Source organism: Streptomyces sp. A012304 (assembly GCF_026008495.1).
Lineage (GTDB): Bacteria > Actinomycetota > Actinomycetes > Streptomycetales > Streptomycetaceae > Streptomyces.
In genome coordinates this window covers 22,112-44,973 of record NZ_BQUN01000064.1, presented here as the reverse complement: position 1 = coordinate 44,973, position 22,862 = coordinate 22,112, and the positions used below count along the sequence as shown (strand labels likewise).

General features: G+C 71.0%; 16 protein-coding genes. 7 read left to right on the top strand and 9 right to left on the bottom strand.

The window, feature by feature from the left end; genetic code table 11:
* Positions 1-12 precede the first annotated feature (12 nt).
* A complete protein-coding gene (locus ALMP_RS14790; protein WP_264927812.1) occupies positions 13-975 on the bottom strand; it encodes a metal ABC transporter substrate-binding protein in 963 nt (320 codons plus the stop codon).
* A 283-nt stretch (positions 976-1,258) separates the two neighbouring features.
* On the opposite strand from ALMP_RS14790, the gene ALMP_RS14785 reads away from it, so the two are divergent.
* Complete coding sequence (locus ALMP_RS14785; protein ID WP_264927811.1) at positions 1,259-2,641, top strand: glycine--tRNA ligase; 1,383 nt, start codon at positions 1,259-1,261, stop codon at positions 2,639-2,641.
* A gap of 65 nt (positions 2,642-2,706) precedes the next feature.
* Here ALMP_RS14785 and ALMP_RS14780 read toward each other — a convergent pair whose 3' ends face one another.
* Entirely contained in the window at positions 2,707-3,819 is a 1,113-nt protein-coding gene (locus ALMP_RS14780; protein ID WP_264927809.1) for an endonuclease/exonuclease/phosphatase family protein, read from the bottom strand.
* A 169-nt stretch (positions 3,820-3,988) separates the two neighbouring features.
* On the opposite strand from ALMP_RS14780, the gene ALMP_RS14775 reads away from it, so the two are divergent.
* A complete protein-coding gene (locus ALMP_RS14775) occupies positions 3,989-5,002 on the top strand; it encodes an aldo/keto reductase (protein WP_264927807.1) in 1,014 nt (337 codons plus the stop codon).
* Positions 5,003-5,028: 26 nt separating this feature from the next.
* The gene (locus ALMP_RS14770) at positions 5,029-5,622 is read left to right on the top strand and encodes a TetR family transcriptional regulator (protein WP_264927804.1); all 594 of its coding nucleotides are present in this window, start codon (positions 5,029-5,031) and stop codon (positions 5,620-5,622) included.
* A 111-nt stretch (positions 5,623-5,733) separates the two neighbouring features.
* On the opposite strand, the gene ALMP_RS14765 is transcribed toward ALMP_RS14770, so the two are convergent.
* Positions 5,734-6,117 carry a VOC family protein gene (locus ALMP_RS14765; protein ID WP_264927848.1) on the bottom strand — a complete coding sequence of 128 codons (384 nt, stop codon included), beginning with the start codon at positions 6,115-6,117 and terminating at the stop codon, positions 5,734-5,736.
* Positions 6,118-6,187: 70 nt separating this feature from the next.
* Positions 6,188-7,627: an MFS transporter gene (locus ALMP_RS14760; RefSeq protein WP_264927802.1), complete on the bottom strand. Its 1,440-nt coding sequence runs from the start codon at positions 7,625-7,627 to the stop codon at positions 6,188-6,190.
* Between the two features lie 96 nt (positions 7,628-7,723).
* Between ALMP_RS14760 and dusB the strand changes: the two genes are divergently transcribed.
* Entirely contained in the window at positions 7,724-8,887 is a 1,164-nt protein-coding gene (gene dusB / locus ALMP_RS14755) for a tRNA dihydrouridine synthase DusB (protein ID WP_264927801.1), read from the top strand.
* A gap of 1 nt (position 8,888) precedes the next feature.
* Here dusB and ALMP_RS14750 read toward each other — a convergent pair whose 3' ends face one another.
* The 3 genes from ALMP_RS14750 to ALMP_RS14740 form a co-directional block, all read right to left on the bottom strand.
* The gene (locus ALMP_RS14750; RefSeq protein ID WP_375803485.1) at positions 8,889-10,670 is read right to left on the bottom strand and encodes a CDP-alcohol phosphatidyltransferase; all 1,782 of its coding nucleotides are present in this window, start codon (positions 10,668-10,670) and stop codon (positions 8,889-8,891) included.
* A gap of 154 nt (positions 10,671-10,824) precedes the next feature.
* On the bottom strand, positions 10,825-12,762 hold the full coding sequence (locus ALMP_RS14745; protein WP_264927799.1) for a glycogen debranching N-terminal domain-containing protein: 1,938 nt from the start codon (positions 12,760-12,762) through the stop codon (positions 10,825-10,827).
* Positions 12,759-14,207 (bottom strand): hypothetical protein, encoded by a 1,449-nt coding sequence (locus tag ALMP_RS14740; RefSeq protein ID WP_264927798.1) that lies wholly within the window; start codon positions 14,205-14,207, stop codon positions 12,759-12,761. Before ALMP_RS14740 ends, ALMP_RS14745 begins: the two co-directional genes overlap by 4 nt.
* A gap of 120 nt (positions 14,208-14,327) precedes the next feature.
* On the opposite strand from ALMP_RS14740, the gene ALMP_RS14735 reads away from it, so the two are divergent.
* Together ALMP_RS14735 and ppdK are read left to right on the top strand one after the other, a co-directional pair.
* The gene (locus tag ALMP_RS14735; protein ID WP_264927797.1) at positions 14,328-15,548 is read left to right on the top strand and encodes an ROK family protein; all 1,221 of its coding nucleotides are present in this window, start codon (positions 14,328-14,330) and stop codon (positions 15,546-15,548) included.
* Between the two features lie 441 nt (positions 15,549-15,989).
* Positions 15,990-18,737 (top strand): pyruvate, phosphate dikinase, encoded by a 2,748-nt coding sequence (gene ppdK, locus ALMP_RS14730; RefSeq protein WP_375803484.1) that lies wholly within the window; start codon positions 15,990-15,992, stop codon positions 18,735-18,737.
* 728 nt (positions 18,738-19,465) lie between these two features.
* On the opposite strand, the gene ALMP_RS14725 is transcribed toward ppdK, so the two are convergent.
* Both ALMP_RS14725 and ALMP_RS14720 read right to left on the bottom strand, forming a co-directional pair.
* Positions 19,466-20,416, bottom strand: a complete 951-nt coding sequence (locus tag ALMP_RS14725; protein ID WP_264927793.1) for an SMP-30/gluconolactonase/LRE family protein — start codon at positions 20,414-20,416, stop codon at positions 19,466-19,468.
* A 142-nt stretch (positions 20,417-20,558) separates the two neighbouring features.
* Positions 20,559-21,716, bottom strand: coding sequence for a PhoX family protein (locus ALMP_RS14720; RefSeq protein ID WP_264927791.1), 1,158 nt, complete (start codon positions 21,714-21,716; stop codon positions 20,559-20,561).
* Between the two features lie 164 nt (positions 21,717-21,880).
* Between ALMP_RS14720 and ALMP_RS14715 the strand changes: the two genes are divergently transcribed.
* Positions 21,881-22,810, top strand: a complete 930-nt coding sequence (locus ALMP_RS14715) for an oxidoreductase (protein WP_264927790.1) — start codon at positions 21,881-21,883, stop codon at positions 22,808-22,810.
* Positions 22,811-22,862: the final 52 nt, after the last annotated feature.

Below are 22,862 nucleotides of genomic sequence, written 5' to 3'. Positions count from 1 at the left end.
CCTCCGTAAAGATCACTTGGCTCCCAGGGCCGTCTGCAGGGCCTTGAGGTTCGCTTCCTGCACCGCGATGTAGTCCTTGCCGCGGGACTTGGAGGTGATGCCCTCGATCGGGTCGAGGACGTCCGTCTTCAGGCCCGCGTCCTTGGCGATGGTCTTCGCGGTCTTGTCGCTGACGAGCGTCTCGTAGAACACGGTCGTGACGCCGTCGGCCTTGGCCATCTTCTCAAGTTCCTTGACGCGTGCGCCGCTCGGCTCGGACTCGGGGTCGAGGCCGCTGATGGCCTCCTCGGTCAGGCCGTAGCGCTCGGCGAGGTAGCCGAACGCGGCGTGCGTGGTGATGAAGACCTTGGTCCTGGTGTCGGCCAGGCCGTCCTTGAACTTCGTGTTCAGCGCGTCGAGCTTGGCGACCAGGGCGGTGGTGTTCTTCTTGTAGTCGGCCGCGTGGTCCGGGTCGGCCTTCTCGAAGGCGGCGCCGACGCCCTTGGCGACCTCGGCGTACTTGACCGGGTCGAGCCAGACGTGGGGGTCGAGGCCCCCCTCTTCCTCGTGGCCGTGCTCGTCGTCGTGTTCGGCGGCGTGGCCGCCGACCTCGTTGCCGTGTTCCTCGAGCGAGGTGAGCTTCGCGGCGTCGATCTTCGTCTTGACCTCCGACTGGGCCACCGCGTCGTCGACGGAGGGCTGGAGGTTCTTGAGGTAGAGCACCGCGTCGGACTTCTGGAGCTGCGCGGTCTGCTTGGCGCTGATCTCCAGGTCGTGCGGCTCCTGGCCGGGCTGGGTCAGGCTGGTGACCTTCACGTGGTCGCCGCCTATCTGCTCGGCGAGGAAGGCCATCGGGTAGAACGACGCGACGACGTCGAACTTGTCCGTGTTGCCGGCGGCGGCGCTCTCGCTGGAGCAGGCGGAGAGGGTCCCGAGACCGAGGGCGGTGACCGCCGCCACGGCTATCCCGGATATGTGCTGGCGTCGTACGTTCATGACAGTCATTTTCAACAAATATGGAAACCGTTGTCAACAAAGCTCCTGGTAAGGCCGGAGTAAGACCGGCGCGGGACCGGAAGCGGACCGGCGGAGGACCTGCGGAGGACCGGCGAGAGGGTCGCGGGCGGACCGGAAGAGGCTCGCTGGCGGACCGGAAGAGGCCGGATGCGAGGCGGGGAGCGGGCACCGATTTGGTCGAGGGGGAGTCCCCGCCGGTACGCTGAAGCATTCGCTGGAAGCATCTCGCTTCGTCGCCCGTCGTCGTTATGAAGAGAGCACCGTGGCCGCCGACAAGATCGACACCATCGTCAGCCTGAGCAAGCGCCGTGGCTTCGTTTTCCCCTGTAGTGAGATCTACGGAGGCCAGAAGGCCGCCTGGGACTACGGACCGCTGGGTGTCGAGCTCAAGGAGAACCTGAAGCGCCAGTGGTGGCGCTACATGGTGACGTCGCGCGAGGACGTGGTCGGTATCGACTCGTCCGTCATCCTGGCCCCCGAGGTCTGGGTCGCCTCCGGTCACGTCGCCACCTTCACCGACCCGCTGACCGAGTGCACCTCCTGCCACAAGCGGTTCCGCGCCGACCACCTGGAGGAGGCCTACGAGGCCAAGCACAACCGCCTCCCGGAGAACGGCCTGGCGGACGTCAACTGCCCCAACTGCGGCAACAAGGGCCAGTTCACCGAGCCCAAGCAGTTCTCGGGTCTGCTCTCCACCCACCTCGGCCCGACCCAGGACTCCGGCTCCATCGCCTACCTGCGTCCCGAGACCGCCCAGGGCATCTTCACCAACTTCGCCCAGGTGCAGGTCGCTTCGCGCAAGAAGCCGCCGTTCGGCATCGCCCAGATGGGCAAGTCCTTCCGCAACGAGATCACGCCCGGCAACTTCATCTTCCGCACCCGCGAGTTCGAGCAGATGGAGATGGAGTTCTTCGTCAAGCCGGGCGAGGACGAGAAGTGGCAGGAGTACTGGATGGAGCAGCGCTGGAACTGGTACACCGGTCTCGGCCTGCGTGAGGAGAACATGCGGTGGTACGAGCACCCGAAGGAGAAGCTCTCCCACTACTCCAAGCGCACCGCCGACATCGAGTACCGCTTCCAGTTCGGCGGCAACGAGTGGGGTGAGCTGGAGGGCGTGGCCAACCGCACCGACTACGACCTCACCGCCCACTCCAAGGCCTCCGGCCAGGACCTGTTCTACTTCGACCAGGAGGCCGGCGAGCGCTGGACGCCGTACGTCATCGAGCCGGCGGCCGGTGTCGGCCGCGCGATGCTCGCGTTCCTGCTGGACGCGTACGTCGAGGACGAGGCGCCGAACGCCAAGGGCAAGCTGGAGAAGCGGACGGTGCTGCGCCTCGACCACCGGCTGGCGCCGGTGAAGGTCGCGGTGCTGCCGCTTTCGCGCAACGCCGAGCTGTCCCCGAAGGCGAAGGGGCTCGCGCAGGCGCTGCGCCAGCACTGGAACATCGAGTTCGACGACGCCGGCGCGATCGGCCGCCGCTACCGCCGCCAGGACGAGATCGGCACGCCGTACTGCGTGACGGTCGACTTCGACACCCTCGAGGACAACGCGGTGACGGTGCGCGAGCGTGACTCGATGAAGCAGGAGCGCGTGTCGCTGGACCAGATCGAGGGCTACCTGGCCGGGCGGCTCATCGGCTGCTGAGGCTCCTCTCAGCCCTCGGACGACGTCGACGTGCCGGGTCCCCGTGCGGGGCCCGGCACCTCTCGTCACAGGTCCAGGTCCACGAAGAGCGCGGCATGGTCGGAGGCCGCGGTGAGCTTCGACTTCACCTCGTCGAAGGACTTGATGCCGTCCGCGAAGATCCCCCTGGTCTCCAGGCCGACGTGTTGCACCTCGTCCCACAGCGACGGCGCGAGCATGAGGTAGTCGAGCTTCTCCCGCTCGGTCCTGCACGTCCCGTGGGTGCCGGGCAGCCCGCGGTAGGAGCGATGCGTCATCACATCGCGCGCACCGGTGTCCCGCAGTTCCGCGACCGGCGCGCTCTCCGGGGTGTCGTTGAGGTCCCCGGCGACGACGACATGGGGTGAGCGCTCCAGCGCCGCCCGGTAGATCTCCGCCACGCGCTTCGCCTGGGCCAGCCGCAGGTCCGGCTCGTCCCGGAACTTGCTCTTGAGGTGATTGCCGAGGATCACCAGCGATGTGCCGTTCACCTGGATCTCGAACTCGGGGCAGTCGCGGCTGAACAGACGCCGGTCGGGCTTCTCCGGGTCGGTGTCGAAGAGGTGGGACCTGACGGACGTGATCGGGTGCCGGCTGAAGATCCCGACGTCGATGCCGCGGGGGTCGTTGCCGTCGATCAGCAGGCTGTAGGGGTACGGCCGCCTGCCCAGCGCCCCGGCCAGGACCTGCGTGTTGAAGCGCTCCAGGGTGAGCCGGTCCTCGACCTCCACGGCGAGCAGGATGTCGGCGTCGACCTCCGAGACCACCCGGCCGGTGTTCCGCACACCGTCCAGGTCGAGGTCGTCCTGCCCGAGTTCCGCCCAACCGGCCCATGAGGCACGGCCCTTGGCGGTGACCACGACCGTGGTCTTCTTGCCCGACCCCTCGGTCCTGAACAGCCCGGACTCCTTCCCCGGCCGGGACTGGTTGACGAAGATCGGCGGCGGGTCCTCGGGGTCGATCTCGTACGCCCGGTGCTTCTTGATGAGCTCGGCGATCTCCGTCTTGTCCTTGTCCTGGTAGACCGGCAGGTCGAGGAGGGCGACCAGCCTGGCGAAGTCGCCGAGGATCTCCGCGCGCTCGGCCGCGTCGGGCAGACGGAAGGCCGTGGGCCGGCGGAAGACGTTCTCCATGTTGAAGGTGCCGATTCGGATGCTCATGACGCGCCTCCCATGGCGGCGCGAGGTCCGCGAGACGCCGACGGCAGGCGCCGCCGAGGTGACTGCACGCCGACATCTCTCATTGTCCTCGGGACGCCGGAACCTTCGACCGGACAAGTGACAGCTGACAGATATTGAAATCTGTCAGCTGTCATGCCATTCTGGAGCCATGACGATGAACACCCGCTCCCTCGGCACCACCGGCCCCCAGGTCTCCGCCCTCGGCCTCGGCTGCATGGGCATGTCCGCCCTGTACGGCGACGCGGACCGGGCCGAGTCGATCGCGACCGTCCACGCCGCCCTGGAGGCGGGCGTGACCCTGCTGGACACCGGCGACTTCTACGGCATGGGCCACAACGAGCTGCTGATCGGCGAGGCCCTGAGCACCGCCCCCGCCGCCCGCCGCGAGCAGGCCCTTATCAGCGTGAAGTTCGGCGCCCTGCGCGGCCCGGACGGCAGCTGGGGCGGCTACGACGGCCGCCCCGCCGCCGTGCGGAACTTCGCCGCCTACTCCCTCCAGCGCCTCGGCGTCGACCACATCGACGTCTACCGCATCGCCCGGCTCGACCCGGCCGTCCCCGTCGAGGAGACGGTCGGCGCGATCGCCGAGCTGGTCGAGAAGGGGTACGTCCGGCACATCGGCCTCAGCGAGGTCGGCGCCGAGACGATCCGCAGGGCCGCCGCGACCGCGCCGATCAGCGACCTCCAGATCGAGTACTCGCTGATCTCCCGGGGCATCGAGGCGGAGATCCTGCCGACCACCCGCGAGCTGGGCATCGCGATCACCGCGTACGGCGTCCTCTCGCGCGGGCTGATCTCGGGGCACTTCACGGCCGACCGGCAGCTCGCCGCCGACGACTTCCGTGCCCACTCGCCCCGCTTCCAGGGCGACAACCTGCGGCACAACCTGACCCTGGTGGAGGCCCTGCGGAAGATCGCCGAGCAGAAGGGCGTCTCGGTGGCGCAGATCGCCATCGCCTGGGTGCTCGCGCAGGGCGCGCGGTACGACGACATCGTGCCGCTGGTCGGCGCCCGCACCCGGGAGCGGCTCGCGGAATCGCTGGGCGCCCTGGACGTCGCACTGGACGCCGCCGACCTCGCCGCGATCGAGGAGGCCGTGCCGGCCGACGCCGCCGCCGGCGAGCGCTACCCGGCGGCACAGCGGGCACACCTCGAGCGCTGATCGGCGCGCCGGGTACGGTCTCCCTCATGGCACCGACCAGCGAGACCCTGACCGCCGAGCGCATCCTCGAGGCGACCGAGGAGGTGCTGCGCCGCCACGGGCCGGCCAAGGCCACCGTGGTGGACGTGGCCCGCGCGCTCGGCGTCAGCCACGGCAGCGTCTACCGGCACTTCCGTACGAAGGCCGCGCTGCGGGAGGCCGTCACCAAGCGGTGGCTGGACCGGACCTCGCAGGCCCTCGCCGGTATCGCCGCCGACGAGCGGCGTGACCCCGGGGAGCGGCTGCGGGCCTGGCTGGCGGCCCTGTTCGAGGCCAAGCGCCGCAAGGCGGGCGACGACCCCGAGCTGTTCGCCACGTACATGGTGCTCACCGGGGAGAACGTGGAGGCCGTCGGCGCACACGTCGCCGACCTGACCGGCCAGCTGACCCGGATCGTCGAGGCGGGCGTGGCCGCCGGCGCCTTCACCGCCCCCGACCCCACCGCCACGGCCCGGGCCCTCTTCCAGGCCACCGGCCGCTTCCACGACCCCTGTTACGCCCGCACCTGGGAGGACCCGTCCGCCGAGCCCGACTTCGAAGCGCTCCTGGACCTGCTGCTGCGGGGCCTGCGGAGATCCTGAGCCGTGTCCGCGAAGTGGGGGTGCGTCCGCCGTCGTCCTGGGCGTTCGCCGTTCGCCGGATCTCCACGCCCCACGCCCCACGTCTGAGCGTGCGCCTCTCGGGGCCGGTACTCAGGAAGACATCGCGGCGCGATCGGACTCGCTGCGCAGGACGCAGAATTCATTGCCCTCGGGATCGGCGAGGACGGCCCAGCCCGCGCCGTCGGGCTCCCGCAGATCGGTGACCAGGGTGGCTCCGAGACGCAACAGCCGCTCGATCTCCTCCTCGCGCGAGGTCGTCGGGCGCAGGCACAAGTGGATCCGGTTCTTGACCGTCTTCGGTTCCGGCACCTGGTTGAAGTACAGAACCGGGCCCTCCGGCAGCATCACCTGAGTCTCGCGATCGCCCGGTCCGTCCTGCGGATGCAGCGGACAGCCGGTCACCTCGCTCCAGAACCGAGCCAGCTCATAGGCATCCGAACAGTCGATCGCCACGTTCTGCACCACCGAAAACATGAGGTGAGCCTGCCCGAACACCGCTCGGTCCGCCACCGGCTGCCCCTTCCTCCCGGCCCGATCCCCGCCCTCACCTCCGTACGGCCTCGCGGATCTCCCCCGCCTCCAGGCGTTCGGCCGCCCGTTCCGCGGTCCGTCGCGCCCAGCGGCCGCTCGAGGCGAAGCCCACCAGGAGGACCGCCGCGCCACAGGCGGCGAGGATCCACCAGCCGGGGGTGGCGGCGGAGACGAACCGCTCCTCGTAGGCCGAGGCACCGATGCCGGCCGCCAGCACCGCGCCCACCACCGCGACGCCCAGGGTCTGTCCCAGCTGCCGGCTGGTGGAGGCGACGGCCGCGGCCACGCCCGCCTGGCCGCGCGGCATGCCGGAGACCGCCGTGTTGGTGATCGGCGCGTTCACGAAGCCGAATCCGATGCCGAACAGCAGGTAGCCGAGGAAGAGCGTGACGTCGGACGTCTCGGCCTCGAAGACGGCGAACAGGACCGCGCTCGACGTCATCGTGACCCCGGCGACCAGCAGCGGCAGCCGTGGCCCCCGGCTGCCGACCAGCCGCCCGGACAGGGGTGCGCACAGGAAGGTCGGGACGGCCATCGGCAGCATCCACAGACCGGCGCGCAGGGCGTCCAGTCCCCGCACGTTCTGCAGGTACAGCGTCGACAGGAACAGGAACCCGCCGAGGGCGGCGAACGCGCTGATCGCGATCACCGTGGCCCCGCTGAACGGCACCGAGCGGAAGAACCGCAGGTCGATGAGGGGCTCGTCGCGGCGCGGCTCGTACCACAGCAGCGCCAGCAGCGCGGCCAGCGCGAGCCCCGCGAAGGGGCCGCTGCGCGCGAGGCCGGCCGTCGGCGCCTCGATGATCGCGTAAGTCAGGGAGCCGAAGAGGACGATGACCAGCACCTGGCCGACGGGGTCGGGGCGGCGGGCCGTGGCCGCGCGGGACTCGGGGACGTGGCGCAGGGTCAGCAGGAGGGCCGCGAGGCCGACGGGCAGGTTGACCCAGAAGATCGCGCGCCAGTCCACCGCCTCCACCAGCAATCCGCCCACCAGCGGGCCCAGGGCCATCGAGATGCCGACGACCGCGCCCCACACGCCGATGGCGCGGGCCCGCTCACGCGGGTCGGTGAAGGTGTTGGTGATGATCGACATGGCGACCGGGTTGAGCATCGAGCCGCCGACCGCCTGCACCATCCGGAACACGACGAGCAGGTCCAGGTTCGGGGCGAGCGAGCACAGCAGGGAGCCGAGCGAGAAGATCACCAGACCCGCCATGAAGACCTTCTTGCGGCCGATCCGGTCGGCCGTGGAGCCCGCGAGCATCAGCAGCCCGGCCAGCACCACCGTGTAGGCGTCGATCGTCCACTGCAGACCGGAGGTGGTGGCGTGCAGATCGCGCTCCATCGCGGGCAGCGCGACGTTCAGAGCGGTGGTGTCGAGGCTCACGATCAGCAGGCTCATACAGCAGATCGCGAGGACGAGCCGACGTCGGCGCTCGCTGAGCTCGGGCATGCGCCCCATCGTACGCCGATGTCGATAGTGCGGCTAACTAATGACCTTTACAAGGTCATTGCCTCGGCCACCCCCGGCGTGCGTGACAATGGGGGAATGCCCACGACCGCGCCCACGAACAGCACCCAGAGGACGCCCCTGCGGATCGGCCCGCACGCCGTCACGCCGCCGGTCGTCCTCGCCCCCATGGCAGGGATCACCAACGCCCCCTTCCGCACCCTGTGCCGGGAGTTCAGCGGCGGCAAGGGCCTGTTCGTGAGCGAGATGATCACCACCCGGGCGCTGGTCGAGCGCAACGAGAAGACCATGCAGCTCATCCAGTTCGACGCGACGGAGAACCCGCGCTCGATCCAGCTGTACGGCGTCGACCCGGCGACCGTCGGCAAGGCCGTCCGCATGATCGCGGAGGAGGGCCTCGCCGACCACATCGACCTGAACTTCGGCTGCCCGGTCCCCAAGGTGACCCGCAAGGGCGGCGGATCCGCCCTCCCGTACAAGCGCAACCTGCTGCGGGCCATCCTGCGCGAGGCCGTCAGCGGGGCCGGCGACCTCCCCGTCACCATGAAGATGCGCAAGGGCATCGACGACGACCACATCACCTACCTCGACGCGGGCCGGATCGCCGTCGAGGAGGGCGTGACCGCGATCGCCCTGCACGGCCGCACCGCCGCCCAGCACTACGGCGGCACCGCCGACTGGGAGGCCATCGCCCGGCTCAAGGAACACGTCCCGGAGATCCCCGTCCTCGGCAATGGGGACATCTGGTCGGCCGAGGACGCCCTGCGGATGGTGCGCGAGACCGGCTGCGACGGAGTCGTCGTCGGACGCGGCTGTCTGGGCCGGCCGTGGCTGTTCGCGGACCTGGTCGCGGCCTTCGAGGGCCGCACGCGGGACCTCGCCCGGCCCGCCCTGCGCGAGGTCGCCGACGTTATGGTCCGCCACGCCACCCTGCTCGGTGAGTGGATCGGCGACGAGTCCAAGGGCGTCGTGGACTTCCGCAAGCACGTCGCCTGGTACCTGAAGGGTTTCGCGGTCGGCTCCGAGATGCGCAAGCGCCTGGCGATCACCTCCTCGTTGGCCGACCTGCGCGCCGGACTCGACGAACTGGACCTCGACCAGCCCTGGCCGGCCGACGCCGACGGCCCCCGCGGCCGTACCTCCGGCAACAACCGGGTGGTGCTGCCGGACGGCTGGCTCAAGGACCCCTACGACTGCGCGGGCGTCAGCGAGGACGCGGAGCTCGACACCTCCGGCGGCTGAGTCAGTCCCGCGACGGGCGCGGCACCGAGCCGAAGGCGGTCAGGAAGCGGTCGCGGAACGCGCTCATCTTCCACACCGGGGCGTCCGGCGCGGGCCTCAGCCCCTCCGTCCACTTCCAGCCCGAGATCCGGTCGAGGACCTTCGGGTCCTTGGCGACGACGGACACCGGTACGTCCCGGCTGGCGTCGTTCCCGCTGACGCGGGCGATGGGCTGGTGGTCGCCGAGGAAGACCAGCACGGTGTCCTCGCTGCCGTAGCGCTCCAGCCACTGGGTGAGCGCGGTCACCGAGTACTGGACCGACCGGCCGTACGCCTCACGGGACTTGGTGCCGTCGGAGATGATCTCCGAGGCCTTGGTGCCGGCCTTCTGGATGGGGCCGAAGACCGAGCCGTCGCCCAGTTCGTCCCAGCCGACCATCGTCGGCAGCGGCGCCCACGGCTGGTGGCTGGAGGTCAGGATGATCTCTGCCATCAGCGGCTTGTCGCGCTTCTTGCCGTGCTCCAGCCGCTGGAACGCCTCCAGCGCGTACTGGTCGGGCATCGTCGACCAGCTGAACTTCGGCCCCTGGTAGCCCATCTGGAAGGCGTTGTAGACCTTGTCGAGGCCGTAGAACTCCTGCTCCGGCCAGCCCTTCTGCACACCTGGCATGACGCCGACGGTGTCCCATGCGCCGGTCTTCCGGAACGCCTTGGTGAGGCTGAGGTGGTCGCTGGCCATGACGGTCCGGTAGCGCTGCTGGGTGTCGACCCACAGACCGGACAGGGTCGTGGAGTGGCCGAGCCAGCTGCTGCCGCCGAACGTCGACGAGGTCAGCCAGCCGCTCCTGGCGTGGTAACCCGCCTCGGCCAGCGCCTTCGTGCTCACGTCGAGGGTGCGGTTCACACCGGGCGCGATCACCGGGTCCTCGATCGCGCTGCGGCCGTAGCTCTCGATGAACGTGAAGATCACGTCCTTGCCGCGCAGGGCGGGCACGAGCTGCGCGGGCGGCGTGGCACCGAAGGCGTCGGTACGGGCCTCCTCGGCGAACGCGGCCTCGTCCCGCAGGGTGTCCCGCACCTGCCGCGCCTCGGAGGCGACGTTGCTCGCGACCCGGTCGGAGGCGACCGGCAGCCCCGCGTACTCCAGGCCCAGCACCGAGCAGGTGATCCACACCGTGCCGGAGACCAGCGTGGCCCGGGTCGCCGCCCGGATGTCGCGGGCCAGCAGCCCGGCGAGCCGGACCGTCGCCAGCGCCATCACGGTGAACAGCAGTGCCACCAGCAGCAACAGCCCGACGGTGGCGGCGAGCGCGGTGGTGCGGCCCATCGAGTCGGCGACGTAGGACTGGGCGTCGTCGAGCAGCTCCCAGTCCAGGACCAGGTTGAAGTCGCGGCCCAGGTACTCGACGAAGTACATGTCGAGCAGGTTCAGCACGGTCAGCGCCCCGAGGAAGACCCCGGTCAGCGCGGCCACCGCCACCCGCGGCCGGCAGGGCAGCGCCAGCAGCACCGCCGCTCCCACGATCGCCTCGCCGGGCAGCCGCACGAACTGGTCCACCTGGAGCGCGAACAGCCGGTTCGGCAGCAGCAGCGCCCCGATCACCAGGACGACGGACAGCACGGTCGCCGTCCACCACACCACCCGCGCGGCCCTCGGGTGCCGCTCGCGCCAGGCACGCCAGTGCGCCAGCCGCGCCCGTGGCGTGCGCCGGGCGGTCCCGGAGCCCTCGACCGCGTCCTCGGCCGGCGCGGCGGTGCCGTCGGTCGTGTCGGGCAGGTGACGAGAGCGTGTGGAGACAGGCACCCGAGGGGTCCTTCCGTACGAAGGCGGTGGTTCGGCGGATCCGACGTGGAGGATCGGATCCGCCGCAGTTTCGTACGGCTTGTTCCGGGCCGGTGTTCAGCCGCCCCGGCACGCGCTCGGCAAACTTCGCGCAAACGCCGGGCTCAGGCCGCCGTCACACGCCGCCCACCGCGGTGAGCAGCGCCAACGGGGCGGCCGCCGACCGGGATTCCCGTACGCACGCGTGAGGGTACGGCACCGGCTCGGCGTGCGTGTCACGGCCGTGGCCGGCGAGGACCTCGGGCAGGCGGTGGCCGGTGGCGGTGGCCGCGTCGACCATGCCGTTCGCGACCGCGCGCGCCTCGTCGTGCAGGCCGTAGCGGGCCAGGCCCAGGGCGATCAGCGCGTTGTCGTGCGGCCAGACCGACCCCCGGTGGTACGACAGCGGGTGGTACGCCGGCTGCCCGGCCGCCAGCGTGCGCACCCCCCAGCCGGAGAAGAAGTCCGGCTCCAGCAGGCGCCGGCCCACGACCTCGCCGTACTCCTTGTCCAGCAGCCCGGACCACAGCAGATGGCCGGCGTCCGAGGCGAGCGCGTCGACCTGGTGGCCCCGGCCGTCCAGCGCGAGGGCGGGGAAGGAGTGCTCCGGCATCCAGAAGTCCCGCTGGAAGCGGTCGCGCAGATCGGCGGCCGCCTGTTCCAGCAGCGCCGCGTAGGTCTCGTCCCCCCACACCGTGCGCGCCGTCCACGCGGTGCGGCGCAGCGCGTCGTAGGCGTAGCCCTGGGCGCCCGCCGCGGTCACCGGGCCGGTCGGGCGGGTGCCGTCGGCCCAGCAGATGGCGCCGGGGGAGTCCTTCCAGTTCTGGTTGGCGAGGCCGCCCTCGTCGGCGCGGTACACCAGGTAGCCGCGCGAGGTGAGGCCGCCGTGGTCGAGCATCCAGCCGACCGCCGCGCGGGCGTGCGGCTCCAGCCGGCGGGCGAGCTCCGTGTCGCCGGTCTGTTCGACGTACGTGCCGAGCAGGACGAGGAAGAGCGGGGTGGCGTCCACCGAGCCGTAGTAGCGGCCGTAGGGGACCTGCTGGAAGTGGGCGAGCTCGCCGTGCCGCACCTCGTGGACGATCTTGCCGGGCTGGGCGACCGACGCGCGGCCCGTCTCGGTGGCCTGGGCGGCGGAGAGCGCCAGAAGCGTGGCGGCGGCCGGGCCGGGGAGATAGGGCAGGGCGAAGAGGGAGGTGAGCAGGGCGTCGCGGCCCAGCAGGGTCAGGAACCAGGGGGCGCCGGCCGCGGGCACCCGCAGATCCTCGCCGTCCGGGCCGGTCGCCGGGACCTGGAGCGCGGCCAGGTCCGCGAGGCCCCGCGCGCAGGCGGCGGCCAGCTCGGGCCAGCCGGTCGGGAAGGCCACGCCTTCCATGAACTGGGCCTCATGCGCAAGTAGCTTTTCGGTCAATGCCGACGGGGAGCTGGGTACCCGCAGGGCCCGCTTCTCGCCGTGCGGCCGGGCCATCACGCGCAGGGTGAGCGCGGCCGAGCCGTGCGGCGGCAGCTCCAGCGCCCACACCAGGCGGCGGGCGCCGGTGCCGGTCTCCTCCACACCGTCCGGGGCGGGATCGGCGGTCACCGAGGTGACGGACCGCCACTCGCCGCGCCGGTAGGTGAACTCCACGCCGTCGTCGAGGACCTGGCGGCGGCGGACGGCGCCGGCCTTGGCGTAGGTGCGGTGGTCGGAGCGGAGTTCGAACTGGTCGGCGAAGTCGGCGTCGACGGTGAGCGCCAGCCGGACCGTCGTCGGCACCGGACGGTTGCTCGTCACCCGCAGCAGCTCCACGAACGAGCTGTCGCCGACGGCCTGCTCCCGGAACAGCGTGCAGGACGGCGGCTCGTCGCGGCCGCCGCGCGGCACGAGCACACAGCGCGCGGCGTCCCCGCCCGAGACCGGTGAGAGCACCTCCGGCACGGCCCCGTCGACCGTCAGCTGCCAGCGGCTGAGGTGCCGCCCGTCCCTGACGAACAGCCCGTCCGGGGAGCCGGTGCCCCGGACGCCGCTGATGTCCCCGCGGTCACCGACGGCCGCGAACGTCCCGCCGTGCACGAGCAGATGATGCCGGTCCGTCATCCCCGGTCCCCTCCCTTGAGTGCGGTGTCGTCCCTGTCTGCGGTGCTGTCGCTCGAGGTGCCCTCGTGCCCGGTCCTGTCGGTCCCGATGTCGTGCAGGAGGTCGAGCGTGAGCGCGGCCGTCCAGCTGAAGTCGCTCGCCCCGCAGGCCTCGCCGGTGTACGGGTCGACGTACTCGGCGAACCGCGAGGTGGCCGCGATGTCCAGCACGGCCTCGCGCAGCGCGTCCGCGTGCCTGCGCTCGCCGTGCAGTCTCAGGCCCCGCTCCAGCAGCCAGCCGGTGTTGAACCAGGCGGGGCCGCGCCAGTAGCGGTGCCGGTCGAAGGCCTCGCCGAGCAGGTCGTAGCTGGGCACGAGGCGGGTGGTGGTGCCCAGCCCGAAGTGCGGGCCGCGCAGGGTCCCCACGAGGGCGGTGGCGACCTCGCGCGGGAGCCGGGGCAGGAGGAGCGGGACCAGACCGGAGACGCCCCGTTCGCGGACCAGCCCGCCGCCCCTGACGTCCCGGCAGAAGAACAGGCCCTCCGCCGGGTCCCACAGCCGTTCCACCAGGGCCGCCGTCAGCCGCTCCGCGCGGGCGTGGCGTGCGGTGCCGGTGGCGCCCAGCTCGTGCGCGATCCGGGCGAGCGCGTGCTCGGAGGCGATCAGCAGCGCGTTGAAGGCGGGGTCCTCCACGGCGAAACCGCCGCCCCCGTCGGCGTACCCGCCGTCCCGGTAGTCCGTCGCCAGCCGCACGTACCGCCCGTAGTCCAGATCCGTCGGCCGGTCCTCGGCCGCCCCGTGGTCGAGGTCGGCACGCCGGAAGGAGCGGGTCGGCGCGGGGGCGACCCGGGCGAGCGGGGCGTCCCAGGAAGGGGCGTTGTCCATCCCCTGCTCCCACGGGTGGACCACGGACACCAGCCCGCCCCCGCCCAGGTCCCGCCGGTGCAGCAGATACCGGTGCCAGGCGGCCAGCCGGGGATGGACCCGGGCGAGGAAGCCGCGCGCCCGGGAGAGTTCCGGGTCGGCGCGGTGCACCAGCCAGGCCGCCAGCGCGTGCACCGGTGGCTGCACGATGCCGGAGGTCTGTACGGTGCGCGGGGCGCCCGCGGCGCGCCCCGCGGTCGAGGAGCGCCAGAAGTCGGGGCTCGGGAAGTACGCGTCGAGCGGCACGGAGGGGTTGAAGACGATGTGCGGGATCCGCCCGTCGCCCCACTGCGCGTCCAGCAGTGTCTCCAGCTCCGTCTGGGCCCGGTGCGGCGACACGTGCCGCAGGCCGATCGCGATGAACGCGGAGTCCCAGGACCACTGGTGCGGGTACAGGCTGCGCGAGGGCACCGTGGACGTTCCCGTCCAGTTGCGCTCCAGCACCTCCACCGCCTTGAGATGCAGCGAACCCGCCGCCGTGGCGGGCTCGTATACAGCGGTGGGTGCTGTAACGCGGGCGACGAGCTGGGCAGTGCGATCCACTCGGGGCTCCCCGAAGACGTCTCAGCCGCCCGGTTCGGCAGCGGCTACCGTAGGGTTACGTCTATTTAACACGCAAAACTCAATATGTAATGCAAGGTGGAGAAACACAAGGGGGTGCGCATGACCGGGCAGCCGGGACGGACGGGCAGGGGCGGCGGTCAGGCCGGCGCCGGAGATCTGCTCACGCTGGTGCGCACGGGCCGGGCGACGACACGAGGTGCCCTCCAGCAGGCCACCGGCCTGTCCCGGGCCACCGTCGGACAGCGCCTGGACCGCTTGTTCCGCGCGGGCTGGCTGCGCGAGGGAGCGGGCGGCCCGGTCGACTCGCCGCTGGGCGGCCGTCCCTCCATCACGCTGGAGTTCGACGACGCCCACGCCGTCGTCCTCGCCGCCGACCTCGACACCCGCCACGCGCGCGCCGCCGTGCTCTCCCTGACCGGGGAGATCCTCGCCGAGCACTCGGGCACGCTGGTCGTGGAGGACGGCCCGGAGCCGGTGCTGGAGGAGCTGGGCCGCTGGTTCGCCGAGCTGCTGGAGAAGGCCGGTCACCGCGCCGACGAGGTCTGCGGCATCGGCGTCGCCGTGCCCGGCCCGGTCGACAGCGAGAGCGGCCGCGTCGTCCAGCCGCCGATCATGCCCGGCTGGGACGGCTACGACATACGCGGCCGCCTGGCCAGGGCCGTCACCGAGCGCACGGGCGCACCGCCCCTCCCCGTCCTCGTCGACAACGACGCCAACCTCATGGCGTACGGCGAACAGCGCACCGCCCACCCGGACTGTTCGGCGTTCGTGCTGGTCAAGGTGTCCACCGGGATCGGCGCCGGGGTCGTGGTCGACGGCTCGATCTACCGGGGCGTCGACGGCGGGGCCGGCGACATCGGGCACATCCGGGTGGGTGCCGAGGCCCTGTGCCGCTGCGGCTCCCACGGCTGTCTCGCGGCCGTCGCCAGCGGTGGCGCCGTGGCCCGGAAGCTGGCGGAGAGCGGGGTGCGCGCGGCGTCCGGCTCGGATGTGCGGGACCTGCTCGCCGCCGGGCACCCGGCGGCGGCCGCGCTGGCCCGGGAGGCCGGTCGCCAGGTGGGCGACGTGCTGGCGACCGTCGTCACCCTGCTCAACCCGGGGGTGCTGATGATCGCCGGGGACCTGGCCGGCACGCCCTTCCTCACGGGCGTGCGCGAGCTGCTCTACCAGCGGGCGCTGCCGCGCTCCACCGCCCGGCTGGAGGTGGTGACCTCGCGGCTGGGGGAGCGGGCGGGGCTGGTGGGGGCCGGTGCGCTGGTCGTGGAGCACCTGTACGCGCCGGAGCGGGTGGAGGAACGGCTGGCGGCGCTCGGCGTGTGACGGGCGCTCGCGCGGGCGGGCGGCCGGGGCTCGTGTCGGGGGTGTTTCCGTCCTGAGGCGCGTCCGCATGGTGAAACCGGGCAGCTCGGGCTAGCGTGATTCTCGCCACCCCTGATAGGGGCAGCGCTCAGATGAGCGCTTCAAGACCGATTGCACTTCTCCAAGGGGTGGCACTGAGTGCCACCCCTTGATCGTTCATCGAGCGAAATCATACGCGCCACATGGTGCTCATATGAGCGCCGAGAGGGGGTGAGGGCCTCGCTCGTGTTCAAGAAGTGAAAACATGATCCCCCCGGAGCTTGCCCAGCCTTGACTTTCGATCCGGTGGCGGACGACTGGTTACAGGCGTATGACGCACAAGTGGACGTACCCAGAAGCCTTTGATCTGGGTATGTTCCTGGCCGTCAGGGCAGCCACCGCGTCCTCGAGGAGTCGAGACCCGTGTCGGAAAACAAAGATCTCCATGGAGATGAGTCGGCAGCGAGCGTTGAGGGCGTGAAGTTCGTTTACGACTTCACCGAGGGCAACAAGGACCTCAAGGACCTCCTCGGTGGCAAGGGCGCCAACCTCGCCGAGATGACGAACCTGGGTCTGCCGGTCCCGCCCGGCTTCACGATCACCACCGAGGCCTGCAAGGTCTACCTCGACAGCGGCGAGGAGCCGGCGGCACTGCGTGACGAGGTGAGTGCGCACCTCGACGCGCTGGAGCAGCGGATGGGCAAGAAGCTGGGCCAGGCCGACAACCCCCTCCTGGTCTCGGTCCGCTCCGGCGCGAAGTTCTCGATGCCGGGCATGATGGACACGGTCCTGAACATCGGACTGTCGGACAAGTCGGTCCAGGGTCTGGCTCAGCAGGCCGGTGACGACCGCTTCGCCTGGGACTCCTACCGCCGCCTCATCCAGATGTTCGGCAAGACGGTCCTCGGTGTCGACGGCGACCTCTTCGAGGAGGCGCTGGACGCGGCGAAGGCGGCCAAGAAGGTCACCGTCGACACCGAGCTGGAGGCCGCGGACCTCAAGAAGCTCGTCACCAAGTTCAAGAAGATCGTCAAGGCCGAGGCCGGCCGGGACTTCCCGCAGGACCCGCGCGAGCAGATGGACCTCGCGATCAAGGCCGTCTTCGACTCCTGGAACGGCGACCGGGCGAAGCTGTACCGCCGCCAGGAGCGCATCCCGCACGACCTGGGCACGGCCGTCAATGTCTGCTCCATGGTCTTCGGCAACCTGGGCCCCGACTCCGGCACGGGTGTCGCCTTCACCCGCGACCCCGCCAGCGGCCACCAGGGCGTGTACGGCGACTACCTCCAGAACGCGCAGGGCGAGGACGTCGTCGCCGGCATCCGCAACACCGTCCCCCTCGCCGAGCTGGAACAGATCGACAAGAAGTCGTACGACCAGCTGATGCAGATCATGGAGACGCTGGAGAACCACTACAAGGATCTCTGCGACATCGAGTTCACGATCGAGCGCGGCCAGCTGTGGATGCTCCAGACGCGCGTCGGCAAGCGCACGGCGGGCGCGGCCTTCCGTATCGCCACGCAGCTCGTCGACCAGGGCCTGATCGACGAGACGGAAGCCCTCCAGCGGGTCACCGGCGCCCAGCTCGCGCAGCTGATGTTCCCCCGCTTCGACGAGAACGCCAAGACCGAGCAGGTCGGCCGGGGCATCGCGGCCTCGCCGGGCGCGGCGGTCGGCAAGGCGGTCTTCGACTCCTACACGGCCGTGAAGTGGTCCCGCTCGGGCGAGAAGGTCATCCTCGTGCGCCGTGAGACCAACCCCGACGACCTGGACGGCATGATCGCCGCGGAGGGCATCCTCACCTCACGCGGCGGCAAGACCTCCCACGCGGCCGTGGTCGCCCGCGGCATGGGCAAGACGTGCGTGTGCGGCGCGGAGGAGCTGGAGGTCGACACCAAGCGCCGCCGGATGACGGTCCCGGGCGGTCACGTCGTCGAGGAAGGCGACCTGATCTCCATCGACGGCTCGACCGGCAAGGTCTACCTGGGCGAGGTCCCGGTGGTTCCGTCCCCCGTGGTCGAGTACTTCGAGGGCCGTATGCACGCCGGTGCCGACGACGCCGACGAGCTGGTGGAGGCGGTCCACCGCATCATGGCCTTCGCCGACCGCAAGCGCCGCCTGCGGGTGCGGGCGAACGCCGACAACGCCGAGGACGCGCTGCGGGCACGCCGCTTCGGCGCCCAGGGCATCGGCCTGTGCCGCACCGAGCACATGTTCCTCGGCGACCGTCGTGAGCTGGTGGAACGCCTGATCCTGGCGGACACGGAGGCGGAGCGCGAAGAGTCGCTGAAGGCGCTGCTCCCGCTCCAGCAGCAGGACTTCGTGGAACTCTTCGAGGCCATGGACGGCCTGCCGGTGACGATCCGTCTCCTGGACCCGCCGCTGCACGAGTTCCTCCCCGACATCACCGAACTCTCGGTCCGCGTCGCCCTGGCGGAGTCCCGTCAGGAGCCCCACGAGAACGAGCTGCGCCTGCTCCAGGCGGTCCACCGCCTGCACGAGCAGAACCCGATGCTGGGCCTGCGGGGCGTGCGCCTGGGCCTGGTCATCCCCGGTCTGTTCACCATGCAGGTCCGGGCGATCGCCGAGGCGGCGGCCGCGCGCAAGGCGGCGAAGGGCGACCCGCGTGCGGAGATCATGATCCCGCTGGTGGGCACGGTGCAGGAGCTGGAGATCGTCCGCGAGGAGGCCGACCAGGTCATCGCGGAGGTCGAGGCGGCGACGGGTACGGAACTGAAGCTGGCGATCGGCACCATGATCGAACTGCCGCGCGCCGCGCTGACCGCCGGTCAGATCGCCGAGGCCGCGGAGTTCTTCTCCTTCGGCACGAACGACCTGACGCAGACGGTGTGGGGCTTCAGCCGGGACGACGTGGAGGCGAGCTTCTTCACGGCCTACCTGGAGAAGGGCATCTTCGGCGTCTCGCCCTTCGAGACGATCGACAAGGACGGCGTCGGCTCCCTGGTACGGGCGGCGGCCGAGGCGGGCCGCCGGACCCGGCCCGACCTGAAGCTGGGCGTCTGCGGCGAGCACGGCGGCGACCCCGAGTCGGTGCACTTCTTCCACGAGGCCGGCCTCGACTACGTCTCCTGCTCCCCGTTCCGGATCCCGGTGGCCCGACTGGAGGCCGGCCGGGCGGCGACGCAGTCGGAGGGCAGCGACCACCGCTGACCCGAGGCCGGCTCCGTCCGCCGGCCTCACCTGACCCCGGAGCCGCCGTCCGGTCCCCGACCCTCACCGATCGGCGGCGGCTCCGGCACGCAAGAGGAGGGCGACACCCTGTGCGGGGGTGTCGCCCTCTTGTGCGTGCGGGGAGGTCGGGGTGCTCGGGGTGGGATGGCTGGAAGTCGCTCACCTGATGTGGTGGTGCTTTGGGGCTTAAGGTTTCTCCTTGTGATTGATCCATTACCTCCTGTGATCTCTCCGAGGGCTGAAGGGGCCCTCGGGTGACGAGAGGTGTGGGATGAAGAAGGTGCTGGTGGGCGTTGCGGCGGCGGTGGCGTTCTTGGGGGGTGCGGGGACGGCTGTGGCTGATGCGTGGCATGACTTGCCCGATATGAGGCCTATTGGCGTGCACTTTCACCATGGGGAGTACCGCTTCAACCCGCCTGAGCGGAATCACGGCGCCTTCGAGTGGATCGGGCAACTCAAGGACGACATGCCGAACGACGGGCACAACGTGTACATGCTGGCCCGTGCAGAAGCTCATGCGTGGTCCCGCTACAACGGACAGCAGCGGCGCACCGTCTCGATGACGCGTGGGTGGAGTCACGTCTGCCCCCCAAGGCGGTGGTATGAGGGGATGACCGTATGGCCGGATTCCCGAGGGTGGCGGGAATGTGGTTGATTTGTGATGGAGATGTGTTGGTCGTCGGCTCGGTGTCCGGTCTGGCCGGTCGTCAGAGGTGCACGGCCACGCCCGTGAACGTCGTCTCCGGCGTCTGAGGGCTGGTGAAGCGGGCGTTGACCAGGTACAGGCGGTGGCCGTAGCGGGCGGCCGTGGTGGGGACGTCGAAGTCGGGGGAGGTGATGGTGCGGGTGAGGGTGGCGGCGGTGGCGGTGGGGTCGAGGTGCCAGACGGTGACCTTGTTCTGGCGGTTCTGTACGACGTACAGGGTGCGGCCGACGCGGACCAGGCCGTCGCCGTTGGTGACGTCGGTCGCGCCGGTGAGCGTGAGCCTGATGGCGTGGCCGGTCTTGAGGTCCACGTTGTACAACTGGCCCGCGTTGACGACGATCAGGCCGCGGCCGTCCGGGGTGGCGACCAGACCGTTGGCGCTGTTGGTCCCGGCGGGGGCCTGAACCCACTCGCCGGACAGGGGGAGGGCGCGGACCTCCCCGGTGCGGCCGCGCGGGACGCCGTAGAGGACGTCGTCGCGGGAGTCGGTGAACCAGGCGCGGTCCTTGTGCAGGACGACGTCGTTGATGAACGGGGCGGTGTTCTGCGTGAGTCGGTACGTGGTGAGCAGCTTGCCCGAGCGGGAGTCGATGATTTTCGCGGTTCCGCCGGCGCCGCCGCAGACGTACAGCAGGCCGTCGTCGTCCAGCTTCAGGCCGATGGACGCGAGGCCGGTGCCTCCCTCGTGGAGGATCTTGCCCTCGCCGGTGCGCAGGTCGGTGCGGTAGATGCCGCCGTTGGCGCGGGAGCCCATGTAGGCGTACGGCTTGCCGCCGATGGTGATGCCTTCGGGGAGCCAGCCGTTGGGGAGGGGGAAGACCGTCGGCCAAGTGGCCGCGCCCGCGGCGGAGTTGGCGGGCGATGTCGTGGCCGTCAGGGTGAGGGCGGCCAGGGCGGCTCCGCCGAGGACGGTTCGGCGGGAAGGGGAGGAGGGAGTGGGGGTGGGGGGCATGTCGGGCCTCCGTTGGAAGGGTCGGGCGGCGGACTTGTCAACTCCGTTGGCGAGTAACGTGCCGCCGCCCGCCCGGGTTCCCCCGGTTTGCTGTCAGGTTCCTTTCAATCTCAGGGATGGTCCCCGACCTGCGGCAGAGGCCTCACGCCCGGAACGGGCCCCGCACCTCGTAGGTGATGCCGCCCGACGAGCTTCCGCTGGTGCCGCGCTGGCTGGAGAAGTACAGCCGCGTTCCGTCGGGGGAGAAGGCCGGGCCGGTGATCTCCGAGGCCGACTGGCCGTCGATGCGCAGGAAGGGGGCGACGACGTCGTCCGGGGTGATCACGCAGATCTCCATGTTCCCGCCGTCCTCCGCCACGAACAGGTCGCCGGAGGACGCACCGGTGACGTTGTCGACGCCGGTCAGCGGAGCCGTGCCGGACGTCACCAGGGAGTCGTCGTAGGCGAGTTGGAGGGTCTGGGCCGCCGCGTCGTACTGCCAGACGCGGTTGTCGCCCTTGGTGGTGAACCAGCAGGTGCCGTCGGCGTAGTAGCAGCCCTCGCCGCCGTTGAAGCGCTTGGCTCCGGAGACCTGGTTGCGGGTGGCGGTCGCGCCGGTCGGGTCGGGGACGCGGGACCAGGTGACCGGGCCGGAGGTGCCGCTGCCGGCGACCAGGACCTCCAGCGTGCCCGCCGACAGGTCGCCCCAGGTCGTGGGGCGGAAACGGTAGAAGCACCCGTCGGAGACGTCCTCCGTCAGGTAGATCACCTGCCGCACCGGGTCCGCGGCCGCCGCCTCGTGCTTGAAACGGCCCATCGCGTCCCGGCGCACCGCCGCCTTCACCCCCCACGGGTCCGTCTCGAAGACGTACCCGCGGTCGACCTCCTCGCAGGACAGCCAGGTGTTCCACGGCGTCTTGCCGCCCGCGCAGTTGGTGCGGGTACCGGAGAGGATGCGGTACGCGGACGTGATGGTGCCGGTGGAGGAGAACCTCACCGCGCTCGCCCCGCCCGAGGGGCTGATCTCCGAGTTGGAGACGTAGATCCAGCCGGCGCCGTCGGTGTAACAGGCCCCGCCGTCGGGGGCGTTGTGCCAGGTGTACGAGGTACCGGGCACGGTCTGCCCGGAGCGGGCGATGACCCGGCTGGTGAAGCCGCTCGGCAGACGGATGCCGTTGGCGTCCGGCGCTCCGAGCGCCCCGTACGGGCCGGTGCCGGGCTGGGCCGGCGCGGCGTACGCGGCGCCGCGCCACAGGGTTCCGCCGAGCACGGCGGAGGACCCGCCGATGACGGCCGCACGCAGGAGGGTACGACGTTCCACGCTCACTCCCAAGGGGTGTCGTGACAGTCCCGCCGCCGGTCGGCCGCGGGGTCGTGCGGCAGGGAGGCTAGGAGGACCGGATGGCCGTGTCGTGGACACGCCGTAAAGTGCGCATGCCTAGGCTGGGGACAGCAGCGAAGGGGCAGCGACGGAAGGAGTACGGCATGTCCGGCTGGAGCACCCGCGACATCCCGGACCAGAGCGGGCGGACAGCCGTCGTCACCGGGGCCAACAGCGGCCTGGGGTATGTCACGGCACGGGAGCTGGCCCGCAAGGGGGCGCGTGTCGTCCTCGCCTGCCGCAGTGAGACGCGGGGGCGGGAGGCCGTCGAACGGCTGAGGGGAGAAGCATCGGGCGCGGACGCCGAGTTCCGTCGGCTGGACCTCGCCGACCTCGCGTCCGTGCGGGAGTTCGCGGCGCGGGCGTCGTACGAGCGGCTCGACCTGCTCGTCAACAACGCCGGTGTGATGGCGCTGCCGTACGGCACGACCGCCGACGGCTTCGAGATCCAGTTCGGGGTGAACCACCTGGGGCACTTCGCCCTCACCGGACGGCTGCTGCCCGCGCTGCTCGCCACGCCCGGCGCCCGCGTGGTCAACGTGTCCAGCATGGCCCACCTGCTCGGCAACATCGACATCCGGGATCTCAACTCCGAGCAGCGCTACCGGCGTTGGACAGCCTACGGCCGTTCCAAGACCGCCAATCTGCTCTTCACCCACGAGCTGGCCCGCCGGCTGGCGGCGGCCGGTGCCGGGCTGGTCGCGGCGGCCGCGCACCCGGGGTACGCGGCCACCAACCTCCAGACCGCCGGGGTACGGGCCGAGGGGCGCCGCGCCGCCGAGCGGTTCGTCGAGATCGGCAACCGCTTCTTCGCCCAGTCCGCGGCGGCCGGTGCGCTGCCCACCCTGTACGCCGCGACCGCGCCGGACGTCCGTCCCGACTCCTTCACCGGGCCCTCCGTGACGATGTGGCGGGGAGCGCCCGCACCGTCGTGGCGGGCACCCTGGACCCGCGACGACCGTGCGGGCCGCTTGCTCTGGGCGGAGTCGGAGCGGCTGACGGGCGTGATGTACGAGGGCCTCGACGGCGAGTAGGCATCCTGCCCCGCGCCGGGATCACCAGGGCGAGGTGTGTCCCTGCGGGTAC

Excerpts from the sequence above, each read along its gene's own strand:
- ALMP_RS14790 (WP_264927812.1), bottom strand. The coding sequence starts at position 975 with ATGAACGTACGACGCCAGCACATATCCGGGATAGCCGTGGCGGCGGTC.
- ALMP_RS14780 (WP_264927809.1), bottom strand. The coding sequence starts at position 3,819 with ATGAGCATCCGAATCGGCACCTTCAACATGGAGAACGTCTTCCGCCGG.
- ALMP_RS14775 (WP_264927807.1), top strand. The coding sequence starts at position 3,989 with ATGACGATGAACACCCGCTCCCTCGGCACCACCGGCCCCCAGGTCTCC.
- ALMP_RS14770 (WP_264927804.1), top strand. The coding sequence starts at position 5,029 with ATGGCACCGACCAGCGAGACCCTGACCGCCGAGCGCATCCTCGAGGCG.
- ALMP_RS14765 (WP_264927848.1), bottom strand. The coding sequence starts at position 6,117 with ATGTTTTCGGTGGTGCAGAACGTGGCGATCGACTGTTCGGATGCCTAT.
- ALMP_RS14760 (WP_264927802.1), bottom strand. The coding sequence starts at position 7,627 with ATGCCCGAGCTCAGCGAGCGCCGACGTCGGCTCGTCCTCGCGATCTGC.
- dusB (WP_264927801.1), top strand. The coding sequence starts at position 7,724 with ATGCCCACGACCGCGCCCACGAACAGCACCCAGAGGACGCCCCTGCGG.
- ALMP_RS14745 (WP_264927799.1), bottom strand. The coding sequence starts at position 12,762 with ATGACGGACCGGCATCATCTGCTCGTGCACGGCGGGACGTTCGCGGCC.
- ALMP_RS14735 (WP_264927797.1), top strand. The coding sequence starts at position 14,328 with ATGACCGGGCAGCCGGGACGGACGGGCAGGGGCGGCGGTCAGGCCGGC.
- ALMP_RS14725 (WP_264927793.1), bottom strand. The coding sequence starts at position 20,416 with ATGCCCCCCACCCCCACTCCCTCCTCCCCTTCCCGCCGAACCGTCCTC.
- ALMP_RS14715 (WP_264927790.1), top strand. The coding sequence starts at position 21,881 with ATGTCCGGCTGGAGCACCCGCGACATCCCGGACCAGAGCGGGCGGACA.